17 protein-coding genes and 1 pseudogene are annotated in these 20276 nt (G+C 46.1%); 11 read left to right on the top strand and 7 right to left on the bottom strand.

Going from position 1 to position 20276, the window contains the following annotated elements:
• Positions 1-158: 158 nt before the first annotated feature.
• The 3 genes from H8K52_RS19780 (at position 159) to H8K52_RS19770 (ending at position 1541) form a co-directional block, all read left to right on the top strand.
• Entirely contained in the window at positions 159-650 is a 492-nt protein-coding gene (locus tag H8K52_RS19780; RefSeq protein WP_186924642.1) for a DUF7000 family protein, read from the top strand.
• Between the two features lie 136 nt (positions 651-786).
• The gene (locus tag H8K52_RS19775) at positions 787-1035 is read left to right on the top strand and encodes a hypothetical protein (RefSeq protein ID WP_186924641.1); all 249 of its coding nucleotides are present in this window, start codon (positions 787-789) and stop codon (positions 1033-1035) included.
• Between the two features lie 119 nt (positions 1036-1154).
• Positions 1155-1541: a hypothetical protein gene (locus H8K52_RS19770; RefSeq protein WP_186924640.1), complete on the top strand. Its 387-nt coding sequence runs from the start codon at positions 1155-1157 to the stop codon at positions 1539-1541.
• 87 nt (positions 1542-1628) lie between these two features.
• On the opposite strand, the gene H8K52_RS19765 is transcribed toward H8K52_RS19770, so the two are convergent.
• Positions 1629-3188 (bottom strand): S41 family peptidase, encoded by a 1560-nt coding sequence (locus H8K52_RS19765; protein ID WP_186924639.1) that lies wholly within the window; start codon positions 3186-3188, stop codon positions 1629-1631.
• Positions 3189-3719: 531 nt separating this feature from the next.
• Here H8K52_RS19765 and H8K52_RS19760 point away from each other — a divergent pair.
• Both H8K52_RS19760 and H8K52_RS19755 read left to right on the top strand, forming a co-directional pair.
• The gene (locus H8K52_RS19760) at positions 3720-4502 is read left to right on the top strand and encodes a substrate-binding periplasmic protein (RefSeq protein WP_186924638.1); all 783 of its coding nucleotides are present in this window, start codon (positions 3720-3722) and stop codon (positions 4500-4502) included.
• A gap of 137 nt (positions 4503-4639) precedes the next feature.
• Positions 4640-5245, top strand: coding sequence for a YdeI/OmpD-associated family protein (locus H8K52_RS19755; protein WP_186924637.1), 606 nt, complete (start codon positions 4640-4642; stop codon positions 5243-5245).
• An 8-nt stretch (positions 5246-5253) separates the two neighbouring features.
• Here H8K52_RS19755 and H8K52_RS19750 read toward each other — a convergent pair whose 3' ends face one another.
• Complete coding sequence (locus H8K52_RS19750; RefSeq protein WP_186924636.1) at positions 5254-5985, bottom strand: hypothetical protein; 732 nt, start codon at positions 5983-5985, stop codon at positions 5254-5256.
• A gap of 95 nt (positions 5986-6080) precedes the next feature.
• On the opposite strand from H8K52_RS19750, the gene H8K52_RS19745 reads away from it, so the two are divergent.
• Positions 6081-6770 carry a GNAT family N-acetyltransferase gene (locus H8K52_RS19745; protein WP_186924635.1) on the top strand — a complete coding sequence of 230 codons (690 nt, stop codon included), beginning with the start codon at positions 6081-6083 and terminating at the stop codon, positions 6768-6770.
• 166 nt (positions 6771-6936) lie between these two features.
• Positions 6937-7770: an alpha/beta fold hydrolase gene (locus H8K52_RS19740; protein WP_186924634.1), complete on the top strand. Its 834-nt coding sequence runs from the start codon at positions 6937-6939 to the stop codon at positions 7768-7770.
• 92 nt (positions 7771-7862) lie between these two features.
• Here the strand turns inward: H8K52_RS19740 and H8K52_RS19735 are convergent, their stop codons facing one another.
• Entirely contained in the window at positions 7863-8060 is a 198-nt protein-coding gene (locus tag H8K52_RS19735) for a hypothetical protein (RefSeq protein WP_186924633.1), read from the bottom strand.
• A gap of 132 nt (positions 8061-8192) precedes the next feature.
• Between H8K52_RS19735 and H8K52_RS19730 the strand changes: the two genes are divergently transcribed.
• A complete protein-coding gene (locus H8K52_RS19730; protein WP_186924632.1) occupies positions 8193-9668 on the top strand; it encodes an aminoacyl-histidine dipeptidase in 1476 nt (491 codons plus the stop codon).
• Positions 9669-9993: 325 nt separating this feature from the next.
• On the opposite strand, the gene H8K52_RS19725 is transcribed toward H8K52_RS19730, so the two are convergent.
• Entirely contained in the window at positions 9994-11262 is a 1269-nt protein-coding gene (locus tag H8K52_RS19725) for a metal-dependent hydrolase family protein (RefSeq protein WP_186924631.1), read from the bottom strand.
• Between the two features lie 61 nt (positions 11263-11323).
• Positions 11324-11701, bottom strand: coding sequence for a GFA family protein (locus H8K52_RS19720; RefSeq protein ID WP_186924630.1), 378 nt, complete (start codon positions 11699-11701; stop codon positions 11324-11326).
• 284 nt (positions 11702-11985) lie between these two features.
• Here H8K52_RS19720 and H8K52_RS19715 point away from each other — a divergent pair, with 284 nt between their 5' ends.
• Positions 11986-13554 carry a FimV C-terminal domain-containing protein gene (locus H8K52_RS19715; protein WP_222613856.1) on the top strand — a complete coding sequence of 523 codons (1569 nt, stop codon included), beginning with the start codon at positions 11986-11988 and terminating at the stop codon, positions 13552-13554.
• 48 nt (positions 13555-13602) lie between these two features.
• Here H8K52_RS19715 and H8K52_RS19710 read toward each other — a convergent pair whose 3' ends face one another.
• Positions 13603-14880 carry a serine hydrolase domain-containing protein gene (locus H8K52_RS19710; protein ID WP_246464720.1) on the bottom strand — a complete coding sequence of 426 codons (1278 nt, stop codon included), beginning with the start codon at positions 14878-14880 and terminating at the stop codon, positions 13603-13605.
• Positions 14881-15375: 495 nt separating this feature from the next.
• Between H8K52_RS19710 and H8K52_RS19705 the strand changes: the two genes are divergently transcribed.
• Together H8K52_RS19705 and H8K52_RS19700 are read left to right on the top strand one after the other, a co-directional pair.
• Positions 15376-17106 (top strand): glutamine--tRNA ligase/YqeY domain fusion protein, encoded by a 1731-nt coding sequence (locus H8K52_RS19705; protein WP_186924628.1) that lies wholly within the window; start codon positions 15376-15378, stop codon positions 17104-17106.
• Between the two features lie 81 nt (positions 17107-17187).
• Positions 17188-19134, top strand: coding sequence for an AAA family ATPase (locus tag H8K52_RS19700; protein WP_186924627.1), 1947 nt, complete (start codon positions 17188-17190; stop codon positions 19132-19134).
• Positions 19135-19713: 579 nt separating this feature from the next.
• Here H8K52_RS19700 and H8K52_RS19695 read toward each other — a convergent pair.
• Positions 19714-20139 (bottom strand): annotated as a pseudogene (locus H8K52_RS19695) (transposase); the annotation flags it as partial.
• Positions 20140-20276 lie beyond the last annotated feature (137 nt).

Below are 20276 nucleotides of genomic sequence, written 5' to 3'. Positions count from 1 at the left end.
CAAATGAGGATAAAATGACTGCTAACAGGTCGCTCAAGGCCGCTCACATACGTTCGCTGGACAGCTTCAGTCTGGGCATGCTTCGCATTTTATGCCCAGCCTTACGCTGCCCCTTAGCTCTGCGTTATGCCCCCAGATGAAGTTAGAGGAAACAGATAATGTCAGGTAAAAATCTAAATGCTCGGATAGCTGCCTACAAGGAGGCTTTCGCGAGCGGAGAGATACAAAAAACTTACCAAAATTTGGTTGGCATTGTTCAAAATCTTAGAACTGATTTTTCTAAAACGTATCTAGATGAGTACTCAGTCGCAAACGTGCTACATGGGTATATCGATTTCACTTATTTTTATCTGCAAAATGACTACCTTAAAAAGCATAAGCTTAAGTTAGCGATCGTACTTAATCACCGTCAAGCACACTTTGAACTTTGGCTGCTTGGACAAACAAAGGACGTTCAGATTGGCTACTGGGAAAAATTGAAAGGTACAAAGTGGGTCAACAAAAACACAATGCCAGAATGGTCAATATTTGAAATAGTCATGCTTGCCAAGCCTGATTTTGACGATCCTGAAAAGCTATCAGAATCCATTCACGGTTCATTCAGAGTTCTGTCAAAGGATATTTTTGACACACTCTTGGCATACGAGTAATGGTATATAACAAGTTACTTAATCTTGTTCCTGCCACAAACAACATAGCCGCCACGGGACTGCCCACGCTATGCTGCGGCAGCCTATTAGCAATGGGTTAGGCCTCTTGTATAGAATTTCCCTTATCTGCCACGGCGTGCCTCGAAATCATGGTGCTGCCGCTGCGACCGACATTACCGAAGAGTTCACCCACCGGCCTTGGCATCAGGCCGTCCAATGTTCATGGGATGGGAAGATTTTGCAACTGACAGCAGAGAATGACTACGATATTGACGGCCTCGCGCTATCGGACGAGTTCGCGGATGCGATCACAGCATGCATTGCTCCAGCCTTCGACGGTCAGGTTGAGATTCTTTCAGTTCAAGTATTCGGAACAGAGATTTAACAGGGCAGTCGGTTGTGACGCCGTGTTAATATTTATTCTCCGTGCAAGCTGCTGCTCGCGATTCACATCACTTTAGGGTTGAAACTTCACGACTCGCCACACAATCCAGAAAGGCTCAAATGCGAATCCTATTATCACTACTTTCCCTTGCGCTGATCGCAGGATGTGCTGCGCCTAACAAAGATATAAAATCTGTTGATCCGCAGGGACTCATTGGGGTCTGGAAGGTAGATCTGCGACCAACACCAAATGCACCAGCGTACTTTCAAGAGTTCGTTGTGTCATCGATCAAAGGGAAGACCTTTACCGGCACTTTTTATGGCGCGCCTATTGAACAAGCGCGCATTAATACGGACTGGAGCACGGTTCGTATTGCGTTTGTTACGGCAGATCAGTCGGGGCCATACAATCACTCCGCTACGCTCGTAGGGAATCAACTTGAAGGGCTTACCAACTCAACTGGTAGAGACTTTTTGTCGTACTGGAGCGCGGCAAAGCCAAAGTGAGTATGTATGTAGCGGAGCCTCACGAATAGACTTAGATCCCGAGTCAATACTAAGTCAATCCTAAGTCATTCGTGAGGGAATACGAATCTAAGGTTGATGCTCAACTGACGTTTGTTGAATCATCGCCTTGACCGCTTCCATCTCTACATCTCGACCCGCCAAGCGGGCTGCAAATGTGCGTTGTACTTGGATATCTGGCGTGATGCTGCTATCTGGTGTCGTCTCAGTGTAACGCGTCGCTAGCAATGGAATATCGACTGCGACACCTGAATTGGGCAGTGTTACCCAAGTGAGTTCTCCTCCATTCAAACCACGTTGGTTGCCGCCTGTTTGTTGACCGACCAAAATAGCCGCACCACTCTCTTGGCTTAATTTAGCTAGCTGAAATGTCGCAGAACTATTCTCTGCACTTACCAGTAAAAATACCTTGCCTTGAAAAGGCTTAGCCACTGGTTCGATTGTTTGTACAAGGCCAGCGCGCGCTGTCACTTGATATTTTCCTTTGGCGGTGCCGTCCGTGATTTTGTCGACTTTACCAGTACGATCAAAAAACCCATAGTCCCAGGTATCTAAATAGCGTACAAGTTTGTAAGGCACACGCTCGTAGTTGGTGATCGATTGATCGGACGTGAATTGAAATGGTTGTTTGATCAAATAGCTTAAGAGCTTACCGCCTATCGCACCGTCGCCCCCTTCATTCTTACGAATGTCGATCACGAGATGGGTGACATTCTTTTCTCGTAAAGTAGCAAAGCTTTGATCAATAAATTGTTTCCAATCGAATTTCGAATTCCAAAAGGAAAAAGTTGGCAGAGTTAAATAGGCGACGTGTTCATTGATCTTGAGTCGCCATGCTTCATCGGGTTCAGGCTCGCCTTGGCTCTTCAATATCTTACTTCGTGCAACCATCGTTAGCGCGTCTTCTTGACGTGTGAAAACCTGATCCTTACCGTTCATCAAGCGGCGTATTTGTAATTGGTATCGTCCGGATTGTGGTGGCGACAATAGCGGCCAAACGATATCCATTTGGCTAAAATCTTTACGGTCATGCCCAATTTGCCGCAGACGTTTGCCGTCACTGCTACCGTCGGCACGTAAATATGGCAGCATCATCTTGACCATGTCAGGCGCTTTGATTCCATTCACTGACAGAACCTCATCGCCAGCCTTGATCGACGGCACCGCGCTAGCCAATACTAACCAACGATCTTCCACCAGCGTCATGGTAAACGGAAGTTTGCCACTCGCATCGAGTAAAGCCGCCTTACTTCCAGCGCTCTGGTTCAGCACATTGGTCCAAGTGTGTCCACAACGAATCGCAGCGGCGAGTTCTGTAGCTGCTAGGTACATGGCGCTGCTCGTTGTTGCCGCTTTGCCGCGTTGTTCAAATTGGGCAAACGCTTCATCGATTTCTGCTTGTGTGCGGTATTTGGTGAGAGCTGGATGTAAAGCCATCAGCGTCGTTTTTAATATGCGCACATCTTGAGCGGCGGCTTCTGGGCTCAGTTGGCTCACAGAAGATTGATTCGCTGCAAACGCTCGCGCAGGGGTGTGCAGTAATGCACTAACTATCAAACTGCATGACAATACGCTTCCCAAAAATACCTTACTACTTGCCTTGCCGATTAGGCGTCCAAACTTTGACATCATGATGTCCCTTAAATTTTATGTATCCTTGGTTTGACAAAGTTCACTGTAAAAAGAATTAATAGCGATATCCCAATCAAAAGAGAACTATAAAGAGTAGAACTAAGAAATTGATAATTCGAAATTAAAATGCCCCCCATTCTAGAACGCAAGAACAAGAAGGTGGTGCCTTCTGTGAACACTTCGAGCATGAATACTAGGACAAGGATGTTTCACTAAATTGAGGTCACTAGTTTGAGAAAACAAATTTGGACTACAGCGATTTGCGTAAGGCATCGCAAAGTCGGACGGTTTGACCCGTTTATTTTTGTTGCTTTTTGGAGTGTGTGATTTTGACTTCTGCACTCGACGTGTCAAATTGTTGGGCTTCGCTGCGCTCTGCACCAGCCTATACTCGCCCATGCATCTCTTACGCCATAACAGCCGAACCACTTAAAAACTTCAAGGCTCCGAAGCTCAATTCCTAGTATATTAAAGAGTATAATTCAGCTTCATTAAGAAAATCTAAAGCTAGATTACATTCGGAAATTTATGGGGCGCTTTTGTTATTTTTGGCGTAATGTTGTCGCAATGCTGCTTCTGTCGATACAAATTCCGGCACTAGCGGTCGTCGTCATTCGAACTGCGGCACAAGAATCTTCCGAGCCCAAGTTCATCGCCCTGCATCAAAATCATCAAGTCGCAATCGGCGGCATCTGCGTCGACATTTTCCGCGCAATCGAAAAACGGAATCCAGAAATTCAATTTAGTGGCGATCAAGTCTGGATGCCAAGGATGCGCATTGATGCCAACTTCATTGAAAATCGTATCGATGCCATCTGTGGTGTACAAAATATTGAGCGCAATACCGCACAATACAAACTCTTAGATACGCCTCTCTTTTCTGTTGATTATTTATTGGCAGTCAGAGCAGACGACCCAATTGAAGTGACAACCTGGGAAGAGATCCGGGCACTGAATAACGATGGCATCATCTTGGTGCTTCGCGGTTTTGGCATTACCGACATCTTGCAGAATATGGGCGGCTTAAAGATTGATAATGGCGCAACGTCGTCCTTATCCAATTTGCGCAAACTCTTAGCTGGTCGCGGTCGATTCTATTGCCACCGCTCTCCAGGCATCAAAAAATCCATCAGCCAAGCAGGTTTTGAAAAGCAGGTCCGACTGCTTGAAAGCCCCAAGTTATCGGAAAAATTTTACATGGGCTTGAGAAAAAACCTGCCCGAGAAACACATCACTATGATCAATGATTCCCTACTTTTTTTGCACAAAAGCGGTGAATTAAAACGCATATTTGATCGATATCGTGAGTGACCTCGACTCAAGCAAAACAACTTTACGATTCAACAATAGTTAAGTCACCACGACAGCGTTGACAATCACTTAGAAGTGATTGATGCTTGATCAATTCGTTCAATTTTCAAGAACGAATTTCGCAAGGAACCCTCACAATGACAAGCACCGATCCTCGTATCGACACCTACATAGAAAAGTCCGCAGAATTTGCCCAACCTATCCTGACACACATCCGCCAGATGGTGCATCAGCATTGTCCAGATGTTAGTGAAACGATCAAATGGTGTATGCCGCACTTTGAATACAAGGGTAGTATCTTCTGCCACTTCGCCGCATTTAAAAAGCACTGCGCGTTGGGACTCTGGTATGGGGAATTATTGCAAATTGATAGTCAGCTAGAAAAAGCCATGGGGCAATTTGGACGCATCACGAGCTTAACTGCATTACCAAATGATGACGTCTTTGTGCAGCTATTAAAAGAAGCGATGAAGTTACATGATGCTGGCGTCAAACTTCCCTCGCGCAACAAAGATAAAAGCGAAAAGAAAGAGCTGGAGATTCCAAGCGATTTCTCAAACGAATTGCAGAAAAATTCCGCTGCATTGGCGACATTCGATGCGTTCTCCTACTCGCAGAAAAAAGAATATGTCGAGTGGTACAACGACGCAAAGACAGATGCGACTCGCACTAAGCGCTTGCATCAAGCGATAGAGTGGATGGCAGAAGGTAAGCGCCGCAATTGGAAATATGAAAAGTGCTAATACTGAGCCTAGGACTCTTGCTGTTTTTTTGCATATAGCTCTATCATTTTCATAGAACGCCCGTAGTGGTATTGCATTTGTTCATCGGTGTAACGATGTTCACTAGCGACTGGGCACGCACGTCGTGCCAGACAAGTCGTCTTGCATTGAGAATCCGCTTGCTGACGATAATTAACACATTTCTCCAGATTGAATTTGCCATCGTCCAAAGCGCGCGGTGGGCAAGCGTTAATACAAGGTGTGTCCTCACAAGTTGAACATGGTGACTCACTCGCTGTCGTTGGTGTCACCGGTAAATCCGTATTGGCCAGTACCAAGGCACGATAAGCAAACCATGGGCCATATTGCGCATTCACACCAACCATAAACGGCGACGCATGATGCCAGCCAGCGAGTTTGCCTAACTCTAGCAGGCTGACTGTATAAGCCCCTGGATACACAATCTCATAAGCAGCTAATGGATGTTCTGTCTGTAAAAATTGTTCGACGACCGACACGGTAAAAGTATCAATCGGATGCGCCTGCTGATGCAGGTCGGCTACGCGTTCATTCAAGGACTGCCAAAACTGTCTACCAGCATGTCCAATCAAAATTAACTGCTGATAATTCTTCGCCTGCGGACAGCGTACAAACAAAATAGTCTTCACATCTTCTGACAAACTCGCTATCGCAAATACAGCATGACAATTTAAGCCGGCATCGTTCAAGATAGGAGAACTGAGGGTCTGATAGGGATACATAGTTGCCGAAGAAAGTTCAAGAATGAGAGCCGCTATTGTAGCGAGCAAAGTAGGACTATCTGCTACACTCATTCAAAATAATTTTGGCATCCGTTATGGCACATCTCCTCGACAATATCTTTTGGCACAGTCTGTCTGGTGCACAAGCTTGTTTCGCGACTGGCGAAACGAATGCGCGTCGTTACGCCAAGGGTTTTTCGCCGATCTTAGGTTTTGCTGATGCAGAGCATCCTGACTTTGATGCGATCACTTCCTATTGCGAGCCTGGTGTCAATTTTTACTGCGCCGGATGGACTGGCGCAATGCCCGCAGGCTGGCAGCTTCATGCCGAGATTACGATGTATCGCATGGTGTGGGATGGCGACATGCCGCCAGAAGATGTCGATTTCAAACCACGACGTTTAGACGCTGACAATCTACAAGACGCCCAACAAGCAATGGCTTTAGCGCAATTAACGAATCCAGGTCCGTTCGGTGTACGCACCATCGCCTTGGGAGAATATCTAGGATGCTTTGACGATGATCGCTTAATCGCGATGGCTGGTGAGCGTAGTTATGCACCACCCTATCGTGAAGTCAGCGGCGTCTGTACGCATCCCGATTTCCAAGGTAAAGGATTGGCTAAACGCTTAATGCATCAGATTATCCGACGCCAATTGCTGGCAAAAGAAATTCCATTCTTGCATGTCATGACTGGCAATACTGCTGCGCATGAACTCTATCTGCGTATGGGATTTCGCGATTATTGCGAAACCGCCGTGCGTGTCGTCGGTCGCTGCGAATAGCTTCATCTGTGCTCTTCGCGTTTCAGGATACAAAGATTATATTTCATCGCAGGGGCGACAAATATCACTTGTTTCAAACTACTATTATCTCTACGTTGTTTTGGTATTCAAGCTACTGGATGCCTCATGTTTATCCCGATCCATGATTTTTTGAGTGACTTTATTTATGAACATATTCCGCCTAGCAGCCATTGCCACCCTGCTTGCATCCCTATCAGCTTGCACCACTTATAATTACACCTCACAACAATTTGTGCCTAAAGATCCAGGCAAATTAAATCATTTAAAGAAATCCGCGAGCACATATCAATTCGACGATATTGAGTACATTCAAGCAGATGGCGCAGTCAGTCGCGGCATCTCGATACACAAGCCAGAGACAAACTTCACTGTCTTATACTTCATGGGTTCTGGTGTCAGAGTTGATGCCAATGGCTCATACATCGCCAAAGTTTTCACCGAATTGAACGCTAACTTCATCAGCTTTGACTATCGTGATTTTGGCCGTAGCGATGCCCCGAAAAGCAACGTCAGCTTGTCTGATTTAGAAGCCGACACTTTGGCCTTGTACGATCATGTTCGTAAGATCACCAAAGGCAAGCTGATCGTACACGGACACTCTTTTGGCAGTTTTGTCGCAGCAAAACTTGCCAGTCTGCGACCACTAGATGGCTTGGTATTAGAAGGCACAGGCACTAGTGCCCAAGCCTATTCCGACAACATGATTCCGTGGTTCGCAAAACCATTTATCACGATCAAACTCGATCAGGAGTTACAGAGTATAGATAACCGTATCGCCTTGAAACAGTACAAGGGTCCGATAATGATTATCAACGGCAGCAACGATGTACAGACGCCCGCAGCGACCGCCCATGACCTTTATCTAGCCTTAGACAAACCAAATAAACGCTACGAGGAAATTCGTGATGCTGGGCATATGAATGCGATGAGCAAACCCGAAACGCTGAAAGCTTATCGAGAATTCATCCAAACGAACTGAGCTTCATCGTTTCAAATCGCAGCATTGAGAGACTATCTCCATGCTGCTTTGATTTTTTCGAGCTGAAATTATCAAACTAAATACGACTTGCATCAGCCTGCAAAAATACGAGTATCGGTCGAATCGCCCACTGGTGGAATGGCGTTCAGCAACGGTTTCAATCCAGAAGCGCGAGTATTGAGAGCTGTTCGCAGCATTGCCATGTCCAAGCGCAATTGCAATTCCGAGATTAGTTGATTCGCCACAAAAACCATATCAAATTCAATCTTGTCAAATTTAAAAGTGGACACGGTATTTACCTCAAAGAAGAATTGATATCGACCAAGCCTAGCGACATGAACGCACATACGTTGAACAATACCAGTCGACTCCTATGGTAAACTTCCGGACTCTGAATTTTACGCCGCCTGGCTTTTGCAGCAATGACAAATCCAAACACCAGCTCCACACTCAATCAATTATTCCCACAACCTTTATGGCAATGGTTTGAACAAATTTGTGCAATCCCGCACCCATCCAAACATGAAGCGGCATTAAGTGCACATATTCAAGCTTGGGCGAAAGAGCGTGACTTATCTGTGATTGTTGATCAAGTCGGTAACTTAATCATTCGTAAAGCGGCAACGGCTGGCATGGAAGACCGTAAAACAGTCGTCATTCAAGCCCATCTCGATATGGTGCCGCAAAAGAATGCCGATAAAGTTCACGACTTCACCAAAGATCCGATTGAAGCGTGGGTTGACGGCGAATGGGTTAAAGCACGTGGCACCACATTGGGATCAGATAATGGCATCGGCATGTCTTCTGCATTAGCCATTTTGGGCGCATCAGATATTAAACATGGTCCGCTCGAAGTCTTACTCACTGTCGATGAGGAAGCTGGTATGTCAGGTGCATTTGGTTTGCAGCCGAATATGCTAGAAGCAGAAATTTTGATCAATACCGATTCTGAACAAGAAGGCGAAATCTATATGGGTTGCGCTGGCGGTGTCGACGCAAAAATAGCGTTACCAGTGCACTGGCAAGACGCCAATCCAGAACACTTGGCATATACATTGAATATCTCTGGCTTAAAAGGTGGCCACTCCGGTGTCAATATTCATCTCGGTCGTGGTAATGCGAATAAATTACTGGCACGCTTTTTTGCAGGACATGCCAAGGAATTAGGCCTCGCCATCAGTCAATTACAAGGTGGCTCATTACGTAATGCCATTCCACGTGAAGCGCAATGCAGCTTTACTTTGCCAGTTGCACAACTCGACTTGTTGCAACAACGAGTCGCACAATTCCAGACGATATTACAAACAGAATTAGCCGCAACTGAACCGAATTTGCGGCTATCTATCAGCGACTGTACGGCACCAGAAAAAGTCCTACAAGCAAACTCGCAACAGCAATTGATCCAACTCATCAATGCCTGCCCAAATGGCGTTATGCGTATGAGCGATGAAGTGACTGGTGTTGTAGAGAGCTCACTCAATGTTGGTGTGGTGAGCACGTCTGCCGACCATGTCAGTGTCATCTGCATGGTACGTTCTTTGATCGACAGCGGCCGCGCTTACATCGAGAGTCAGTTGCAATCTTTATGTGAGCTGGCTGGCGCTCACGTGCAGTTCGAAGGATGCTACCCAGGCTGGAAGCCAGACAACAACTCGCCGGTGATGGCAATCGTAAAAGACACCTACGAAAGCATCTATCAACGCGAACCTGAAATCATGGTGATTCATGCTGGTCTAGAATGTGGCCTATTCAAAAAACCTTATCCACATCTCGATATGGTATCGATTGGCCCAACCATCCGTTTCCCGCACGGCCCAGATGAAATGGTGAACATCAAAACGGTTGGACAATATTGGACCTTATTACTCGCTGTTTTAGAACGCATTCCTAGTAAATAATTTCCACCTCAGTGCCTGCAAGGCAGCAGAATCGTTTTCTGATACGGGTCTCGCATAGACGACCAGTGTCAGAGACGAACTGTTACGACAACAATACAATGCCCACATTCATGGCTGGGCACAGTATGCATATTGATTTCAGTCACATCGTCTTACACATACCGCATTTAACATTCCTATCTCGTTCGGGCGAGCATTTAACTTACCGATCGTGATGCAAGAAGTCGATGTTCCGCTTAAAGACGACAAGACTGCGATCAAACGCGTTGAGAAAGCCCAGACGTTGGCAAGTGGTTTCGCCGAAATTTTGGGCCAACAGTTGAGATCAGAACGATGGCAGCAACTTACCATCTTTCATCACCAATTTGACTTTACGCACGATCTTGATGTCAGTACTTGGATCACCTTCCACCGCAATCAAATCAGCTAGCAAGCCAGGCGCAACGCGACCAATTTTGTCACCGTAGCCAAAGGCTGAAGCATTCACGGACGTTGCTGCGCGCAATACCTCAATCGCTGACATCCCGTAATCCACCATCAACTCCATCTCACGTGCATTGTCACCATGTGCATACACGCCGACATCGCCACCCATACAGATACTGACACCCGCCTTCATGGCGAGCGCGAAGGTCTGACGTTTTGCCAAGATACGAGCAGGCTCTGGGTTCACGCCTTTTTTCCAACCACGATATTGTTCGATCGCATCGCCTGCAGCTAAGGTTGGGCAGAGTGCAACGCCCTTCTCTTTCATGCGTTTAAATACGTCCGCCGTGCCACTATCACCATGCTCGATCGTCGATGCGCCCGCCTCGATCGCTCGCAACATGCCTTCCGGCGTGGAGGCATGGGCGACCAATTGGCGTTTGCCGCTATTAGCGATCTTTGCCATCAAACTCATTTCTTCGACCGAAAAAATCGGCACCGATTCACCATCTCGTCCGGCACGATAATCAGCGTAGACTTTAATCACATCCGCGCCTTTGCCGATCTGACTGCGGACTTCTTGCGAGATCTGATCAAGTCCAGCGACTTCGGCAGCACCTTGCGGCAGGTCTACATCGGGGTTAACACTCTTAGGGCCGTACGCGCCTTTGGCAACCAAAGCCTTAGTCGCAATAATCATACGAGGCCCTGAAATCACGCCTTTTTCTATGGCGCGTTTTAATCCCACATCATCATATTCCGCACCTTCGGTACCCAAGTCGCGCACCGTAGTGAAGCCAGCAGCTAAGGTCGCTTTTGCATGATTCGCACCGCGTATGGCCCGCTCAGCCCGACTTTCTTTTAAGACCTGATCATCCCAACTAACTTCGTTATAGGGATGCAGCAATAAGTGCGAATGGCCTTCAATCAAACCCGGTAATAAGGTCATGCCCTTCAATTCGACAATTTGGGTATCGGCAGACAATTTGAAACGCATCGCACCGGCTTCGACGATCTTATTGTTTTTGACCAATACGACCCAATCGCTGTGCATATTCACGCCATCAAATACGCGATCTGGTTTGAGTAAAATACTGTTGTCGGCAGCGACTGCTAAGGTAGGCAGAAGAACAGCTAGCATGAATCCTGATACGATTTTTTTAGACATATACGGTAAGTTCAGAGTAGATAAATTCAGCAATGTAAAAGACCAAGCTTAAGTCACAAAATCACGAACTCTTGTGCGCCAAATCAGCCGCATGTTGTTCCCAATTTTGTCCATCAAAGCCAACTATTTTGACCGTCCGTGGTTGAGTTGTTAGACAACGCAAATTCACGTCCATGCCATCAGGGTTTGAGCGTGGCACATAAAATGGTTTAATGCCGCAGACTTTGCAAAATTGATGCTCAGCCACGCCAGTATTGAAACGATACACTGTTAACTGGTCTGCACCTGTCAATAATCGAAAAGCGCGCATTGGTACGATCAAATGCAGGAAACCCGTCATGCGGCAAATCGAACAATTGCAATCCTCGACTTCGACTTCTTCCGCCGCGTCCACTTCAAATTGCACCGCACCGCAATGACAACGTCCTTGATAAATCATGTCAGCCTCGTTTAGAAAATATAGCGATTGCCACCACAGCAGATATCACACATGCGGGCAGCCAGCATGAAATATTACCGCATAGAACGCTTATTTCCTCACTTCAACAGAAGTGGTATGAATCGTGATCGATAGTGTGTGTTTTACGCAAACTTCGGGGGATATTTCGTCTTTATGAAAAAAACTAACTTAGAATTCGATGCATATCATTTAAGGCTAGCTTTCTTATGGCAACTTTTTCTCAGTTTTTGCGCGCTCTCATCTTTTGCTTATCTTGCGCGGCAATGCAATTTGCACCTACTGCAGCGGCTCAACAAAATAGCAATGAACTAGAACTGAAAAACACTAGCAGTTCGGTCCAGAGCACCAACGAACAAAGCGATCTCAATACCAGCCTAAGCAATGCTCAGCGCAAGCAACTCCAACAAGAGCTACACAGCCTACTCGCTGAGAACAAGCGTATCAATCAAGAAAAAATACAGTATCTAGAGAGCCAATCACAACGCGTGTTTTGGACGCAATGTCTGATCGGCTTTTTGATTATCGCCATGTTGATATCGCTATTCTCTTTTTGGCGTCTGCATGTACAACATAAGTTTCAAACTGGTTTGGACTCTCTCACGACTTCACTGAGAAATTTTCAGGACTCAATATTTTCACTCTCGTTTATCGACACCTCCGGTTACAGCACGGCCGGCAATAGTTCATCCTTTCACATCTCACAAACGGATTTAGACCAATTGGATAAGCACAGCAGCTTATCCAATCAGGTCAATAGCCGCCTAAATAGTCAACTCAACACCCAGCCAAACAGTCAGCTCAACAGCGGATTCCACCGCACACTCAATCCCAATACAACTGGACGCGGCGATGAATTTTCTGACATACGAGGTTTTTTTGATGCGTGGCTCAATGTCTATAATCCTGGCGATCCGCGCTATGAAGAAGCATTAGCAGCAGCGACTAAGCCTAACTCAGCCAAACCATGGCTGCAAATGTTAGATAATTTTCGTCAAAGCAGCGATCATTCCGGCTTTGAAAACATCCGCAAAGAAATCAAAAAATTCTTTAACATCAAAATCAATCCATTGGAAGCACGCAACAATGCTGACCAAAAACAACTGAGTGACTTTCCTCACATCGTTCAAAAGATATTGGACCTGTGGCCGACAGATGAGGTCGTGATCTATCTTGAACGCCTGATGCACAATTCACGGATGAGTCCACGCGAGGGATTTGACGTGAACATGTTTCAACAATTAGAAAGTCTGTTGGAGTTGGCCAACCGCCCTGATCGCCCTCGCCAAGTACAGCAATTAAAGCGCATAGGCATTGCCGATTTTCTGTTTAAAACGAACAAGAACGATAGCGCTGTAAAAAATACGAAAGCAGCACCGTCTATCGTCTCCGCAACAGCGCCCCAAGTAACAGTCACCGCTGTCGAGCCAGTAAACACATCAAATCCGCAAGTCAAGGAATCAGTTGACCAACCTATTCCTGCAACGTCAACTGCTAACGTCCTGAAGCCAAATATAATGACAGCGGTAGTCGCCGCCACAGCAGAGCCTGCGGTAACGACTACCAAGCCAGTTGTTCACACATCCAATCGAGCACCGGTCACTCCAGCCGTTGAGGTAGATGAAAAAACACGATACACCGCCAATGAAGTACGTTTAAAACTAGCCACTGCCTATCTCGATATTGCGGATACCGAAGGCGCTTGTTTATTACTGGAAGACGTCATCAAAGAGGCCGTTCCAGCACAACAAGCACACGCACAGCGCCTGTTGAAAGAGATCGAAGCGAAGCAAGCGCGCACCTGCGACGACAATGAAAAAATCTATTTTCACTAAAATGATATTAGACGCGCCATCACGCACAGCGCCAAGATTTTTAGTAGACTATTGCGCTGCTGATTTGGACGCCAATCGCGCACTCACCGCAGCAAAAAAAGCTTGATCATTGATGCGCGCCGAGCCCACCGGTTTAGGCTGCGCGCCCCACACCACGATTACCACGCTATGACGCGGATTGATATACAAAAACTGACCATGTATACCAATGGCGGTATACGCACCATCAGCAAAACCTTCGCGCGAATTCACTGGCCACCACAAATAGCCATAAGGAATCAATTCCCCATTGCGCAAAGATTTTGGTGTGGTCGCTTCATAGGTCCAAGCTGTCGGCAAAATCAATTCTTTATTTGCCAAACCGCCACCCAACATAAATAATCCAAATCGGCCATAGTCACGCAGTGTCGCACTAAATCCGCTACCGCCAATCTCAACGCCGTTGGGTGAATCGAGCCACCAATTAGCATCAGCTTCCATGCCAAATTTTGCCCAAATACGCTCAGACAAATAGCTCGCTAACGGCATGCCGATGGCCTTACGTAACAATTGCGCTGCCACTTGGGTTTCGCCAGTATTGTAGGTAAACGCCGTACCCGCTGCTGACTGTTGCGGCAGACTCGCCATCACTTGCATCGCCGCACCCGGCACTTGCGAAATCTGCGCATCCAACAGACGACGGCGATCCGAGCGAGGATCAGAATAGGCTTCATTCCAACGCACTCCCGACGCCATCATCAGCACATCTTTAACCGTCGCCTTCTGATACGCACTGTCTTTTAAGCTAGGCACATACTGAATCACGGGATCATTCAAGCTGCGGATCTTGCCTTGTTTGATCGCCGCCCCAATCAAAGTCGAGGTAATCGACTTGGCAATCGACATCGACATCCAGCGCGTTTGTGGCGTATTCCCATAACGGTATTTTTCCAATTGAATTTTGCCGTCTTTTAAAATTAAGAGACCCGCAACCTGATTCAATTCCAGATATTGATCCAACGAGATCTGCCGCCCACGATCATCGAAACTCAGACTCGTCATCGGCTTTGCCGCCATCGTCAGCGGAAGAGGCTTCGCCGACTTCGCCACGCGATTGCTTGGAAATAGTCGATCAATATTGCGAAACGTATTGACCGCCATCTCGGGCGTCAATACCCCATCATAAATCTCACGCACGTTCCCAATCGGCTCCATCGCATGCGGATAAGCTGATTGCTGCGCAGGTTTCATTTGCCTAGTTGCGGTTTCCGCCCACACCGTGTGGGAGACACACCCAGTCACAAACATCAAACCACCAAGCAAAGCGTTCACAATCGTATTTAACATGCCCTATTTCCCTCAGAATTAAACAACAAAGCACCAGTACCAAAAATACAAAAACAATGCCAAGACGCTCCCAGCTTAGGTTCATTAAACACCACAATCATCACAAGCACACACAAACATCTTTCATCGTCACTCCTGCGCAGGCAGGAGTCCAGCGGCGTCCGCGAATCAAAGCGAACAAGCATTTTCCTATTAAGGTGGCATTCACGCCAAACGACCTTAATTAGCGAACAAAAATTAATATTGATACTTAGGTAAATATCACACAATTCTAGAAGAAGAACGACAAAGAATCTCGTGCTTATGTGCAACGTCATGTGCGGCGAGCGGCACATAAACACACAAACTCAGCAAAAAACCACTGAGCATGCCATGTTCTATCTACCAAAACCCACCAAAACCGTCCAAAACTGCCTAAATATGCTGCGCTACGGTAAAATGTTTGCCATTCCCATATTTAACAATTCTCTCCTTTTTTTCGCAAAGAATTTCGCAATGAGCAACGATAAAAACACAGAAGCCCCTGTCATCTCCAACTTCCTACGCGCCATCATCGACCGCGATCTGGCCGACGGCAAATACACTCGCGATGGCTTGCCAAACGTCATCACCCGCTTCCCGCCTGAGCCTAATGGCTACTTGCACATCGGTCACGCCAAATCCATCTGCTTAAACTTCGGTTTAGCCCGCGACTACGACGGCCGTTGCCATTTACGTTTCGACGACACCAATCCAGAAAAAGAAGACCAAGAATACGTCGATACCATCATGGATAGCGTCAAATGGTTAGGCTTTGATTGGGACGATGGTACCAACACCCCAGCGGGCAGCCACCTCTACTACGCCAGCAATTACTTCGACACCTTCTATGCAATTGCCGAATACCTGATCGAAGCAGGCCACGCCTACGTCGATAGCCAAAGCGCCGAAGACATGGCCGCCAATCGTGGTGACTTCTCCAAGCCTGGTCTGAACTCACCTTTCCGCGACCGTGCAGTAGCCGAATCTTTAGATTTGTTCCGCCGCATGAAGGCCGGTGAATTTGCCGATGGCGCGCACATTGTCCGCGCCAAGATCGACATGGCATCACCTAACATGAATATGCGCGACCCAGCGATCTACCGCATTCGTCACGCGCATCACCACAACACCGGCGATAAATGGTGCATCTACCCGATGTACGATTACGCCCACCCACTCGAAGACGCGATAGAAGAGATCACCCACTCGATCTGCACTTTGGAATTCCAAGATCACCGTCCGTTCTACGACTGGATCATCGCACGCGCTGCCGAAGGTGGTTTCTTCAAACAACCGGTACCGCAACAATACGAATTCGCCCGTTTGAATTTGACCTACGTCGTCACTTCCAAACGCAAGTTGCGCCAACTCGTCGAACAAAACATCGTCAGCGGTTGGGACGACCCACGCATGCCCACCATCGTCGGCATCCGTCGTCGCGGCTACACACCAGAAGCCATCCAACTGTTCTGCGAACGCATAGGCGTCACCCGCTCCGACGGCTGGATCGACTACAGCACACTAGAAGGCTGCCTGCGTGAAGACCTAGACCCAAAAGCACCACGCGCCACCGCCGTCTTGCGCCCACTCAAACTCATCATCGACAATTTCCCTGAAGGTGAAAAAGTAGCGTGCACAGCCCCTATCCACCCGCACCATCCAGAACTCGGCAACCGCGAATTCACCATCAGCAAAGAACTGTGGATAGAACAAGAAGACTTCATGGAAGTACCAAGCAAAGGCTACTTCCGCCTCTTCCCGGGTAACAAAGTGCGTTTGCGTTACGGCTATGTCGTCGAATGCACAGGTTGCGACAAAGACGACAACGGCAACATCATCGCCGTCCACTGCAACTACTTTGCCGACAGCAAATCCGGCACAGAAGGCAGCGCCAACTACAAAGTCAAAGGCAACATTCACTGGGTGAGCGTGTCGGATTCATTAGAAGTTGAAGTACGTTTGTATGACCGCTTGTTCACAGACGCCAACCCAGATGCGGGCGGCAAAGACTTTATGGCTTTGTTGAATCCATCGTCTTTAGAAACCATCCGCGCTTATGTTGAGCCGGGTATGGTTTCGGTTGAGCCTGATACTCGATTGCAGTTTGAACGACATGGGTATTTTGTGGCTGATCGTGTGGATTCTATGAAGGATATGCCGGTGTTTAATCGTGTGACTACTTTGAAGGATTCGTGGGGCAAGTAAAAACATCACAAATAAAAAATTAGATTTCCTTATCCGCTCAATTAATATATCTAGCCGAATTTAAAGCCATTCAATCAATTTATGAAAATTACAGATATCAATTTAAAAGAAAATGATCTTATTGACTTCAATATTGACTTAGGCTTTAAAGCAAAAATCCAAATGCCGAAATTAGGTCGTTTAGTATTGTTAGCTGGTCAAAATGGTTCTGGAAAGTCTCGCTTTTTGCGTTGTATTTCAATCTTAGGTAATCAAAGAGATCATAACGAAAATACAAATACGCTAAATATTAGAATAAAAGAATTGAATACCGCAATATCGAACAGGGAGATACAATTACGTAATCCTAATAATGCAGAAAAATTCGATGAATTTAAGGCAAACATAGAAAACTGGAAATCTGAAATTGAAAACTCAAATCTTAGATTGCGCAAACTAAAAGCGATATCCTTATCGGTTGAGAATGAAAGATTAAATCCAATTTCATTTGTACCACAAAGCGCTAGCCTTCAAAATCCAGAGGAATTACCACCCCAAAATCTTCGTAGCTATTCAACCTTATTTTCTGAACTCGGAATGAAGGATGCTCATGGCGCCGCCCCTGCCTACGTCAAGAACGTCTTACAAAAAGCTCTTTTTGCAAAAATTCCCGACAATAAATTTGACAAAGGCGATATCGATTTAGCTATTTCCGCTAGGGATTCGCTCATTCAATTGTTCAAAAAAATACTTGGGAATGCAAGTGATCCACATCTCACAATCAACGGCGAAGTGTCTTTTTTTGGACGTGTCGATTATTCGAACACGTTATCTGAAGGCCAGAAAGTTTTGTTTCAAATGACCGCAGCATTGCATGCTCAGGATATCAAGTTAAATGAAGCGATACTTTTTTTAGATGAACCTGAAAATCATCTACATCCCGCTGCGCTCATCGAGGTTGTTTCTAAACTTAATGAAGCTATAACAGATGGTCAAATATGGATCGCAACTCACTCTGTACCTTTAATTGCGTATTTCGTTTATGACGAACCTTCATGCCTCTGGTATGTACATGAAGGTGAGATCAATCACGCGGGTAGAAAGCCTGAATTGGTTCTAGAAGGACTTTTAGGTAACGTTGAAGGTACGGAACGATTAAGACATTTTACGCAATTACCGATGCAACTTGCTACCAATCGTTTTTTAGCTGAATGCATTTTGCCGCCTGCAACTGTTGGTGCAGATGTAACGGATCCACAAACGAACCAGATTAGAACTATCGTAAAGGACATCTTAGATAAGAAAAACGGTACTACTTTAAGAGTGTTGGACTATGGTGCGGGAAGAGGAAGACTCTTACCTACTCTCGCAACGCTAATTCCAAATTCATGTGGATGGTTGGATTATTATGCATTTGATGCGTTTGACGATGATTCGATTCAATGTAGAAATGAAATTGAACAGTTCTATATGGACAGAAGTTCTCAGACTCGATATTTTAATTCCATGAGTGACATTGCCACAAAATGTGATTCAGGTAGCGTCGACATCATTGTCATGTGTAACGTCTTACATGAAGTTCCACCTGAGTCGTGGATAGAAGAACTTGGTACCGATTCGTATATCTTCAAATTATTGCAAAACGATGGATATCTATTGATTGTAGAAGATTATGGAATTCCGACAGGAGAGAATGCACATCAGCACGGTTTTTTGCTTTTGAACACAGCAGAACTTTCGATTTTGTTTGAGATCAAAGAACAAGATCGGAATCAAAAAAAGTATATGCACTTTGATGCTCGAAGTGACGATTTAAATCGAAAAGGAAGGCTCATTGCGCATCTGGTACATAAAGACCTTCTATCAAGAATTTCTTTAACTTCTAGAGTCGAAGCGATAAAGGAATTACAGAAAAATTCCCGTAAGAAAATGAAATTATGTCGAAATGGAGAACCTAATTTCAAAACTGGACAAGATTTTGCACTTGCGTCGCAACTATATGCTAACTCATCAATTTGGCTCGAAGAAAATCCTACATTAGCTCGGTGAAACATGGGGTAAAGTAGAACTCAGTAAGGCGTAATCTTTTCGTAGGGCAATGGAATGGACTCCTCCCCCTACGGCATCAAATGCACAAGATCAGGGTCACCCATTAGCCCCCGGTAGTCAAGTAGTCGAACCAAATACTCGCAAATTACCGCGATAATTTTTAATACACCACCACACGTTCGTTTCAAAATGCCATCGTGCCTTGTTGCTTCGTCGTGTGGTTGCGTGAATCGCACCAGTCACCCATGTGGTTCTAGCGAAAATGATGTTGCTGTTTTCGCCCAAGTAGCGCCGCTACTCCAGAAGCATCTCAGTACCGCTTTGCGTCCAATTGATGGGCAGATCTATGGTTACCTTTCGGTTCCAACCCCTTGTGGCTCACATTGCAGACGACTCATTTTAAATAAACTGTTGTGATGGCAAATTCAACGTGTCCAATCAGTTCTGATGGTTTGACATCCACCTGCTTGATTTAACTTGTGTTGACCTGCCAAATCAATGGCAAAAACTACGCGTCCAATCAGGCCTAATGGCTTATCATCCAACCCCAATTACTGGCTCACGTAGCTTTGCCAAACCTTAAGTGAAACATCGCTCCACCGAAAAAACCTCACCTGTTTTAAGCATATGAAAACAGGCTCTTGCCAATTTGTGCGCCACTGCCTTAATCGCCACAATGCCGTTGCGTTTGGCCTTCTTGCGCTGATAAAATTTCTTCGCTGCTTCGCTGTAGCGGATTGCAAAGTTAGCTGCCTCAACGTACGCCCACGCTAAGAAGCGATTGCCATTCTTGGTATTACCTTCGCCTTTCTTCTTGCCGTTAGAGGTATGTACGCTACCAACACAGCGGCAATACGACACGTAATTACCGACATCTTTAAATCGTTCTATCGAGCCCGTCTCCAACAGAATCACAGTTGCCAGTACATCACCAATTCCTGCCACACTCTTGAGTAATGGAAAGCCAGGGTGATGGCGACAATGGCTTGCCAGCGCCTTCTCAACTCGGTAAGGCGCAATCTTTTCGTAAGGCAATGGAATGGACTCCTCCCCCTACGGCATCAAATGTGCCAAACTAATTAGAGGTAAAACTGATTAGTTCACAGAGGAGAAGTCCAAATGAATATTACTCGAATTGGTAT

The organism is Affinundibacterium seohonense (genome assembly GCF_014284305.1).
Taxonomy (GTDB): domain Bacteria; phylum Pseudomonadota; class Gammaproteobacteria; order Burkholderiales; family Burkholderiaceae_D; genus Undibacterium; species Undibacterium seohonense.
Note: the sequence above shows the minus strand (reverse complement) of the source record. Positions and strands in the feature narration are given on the sequence as shown.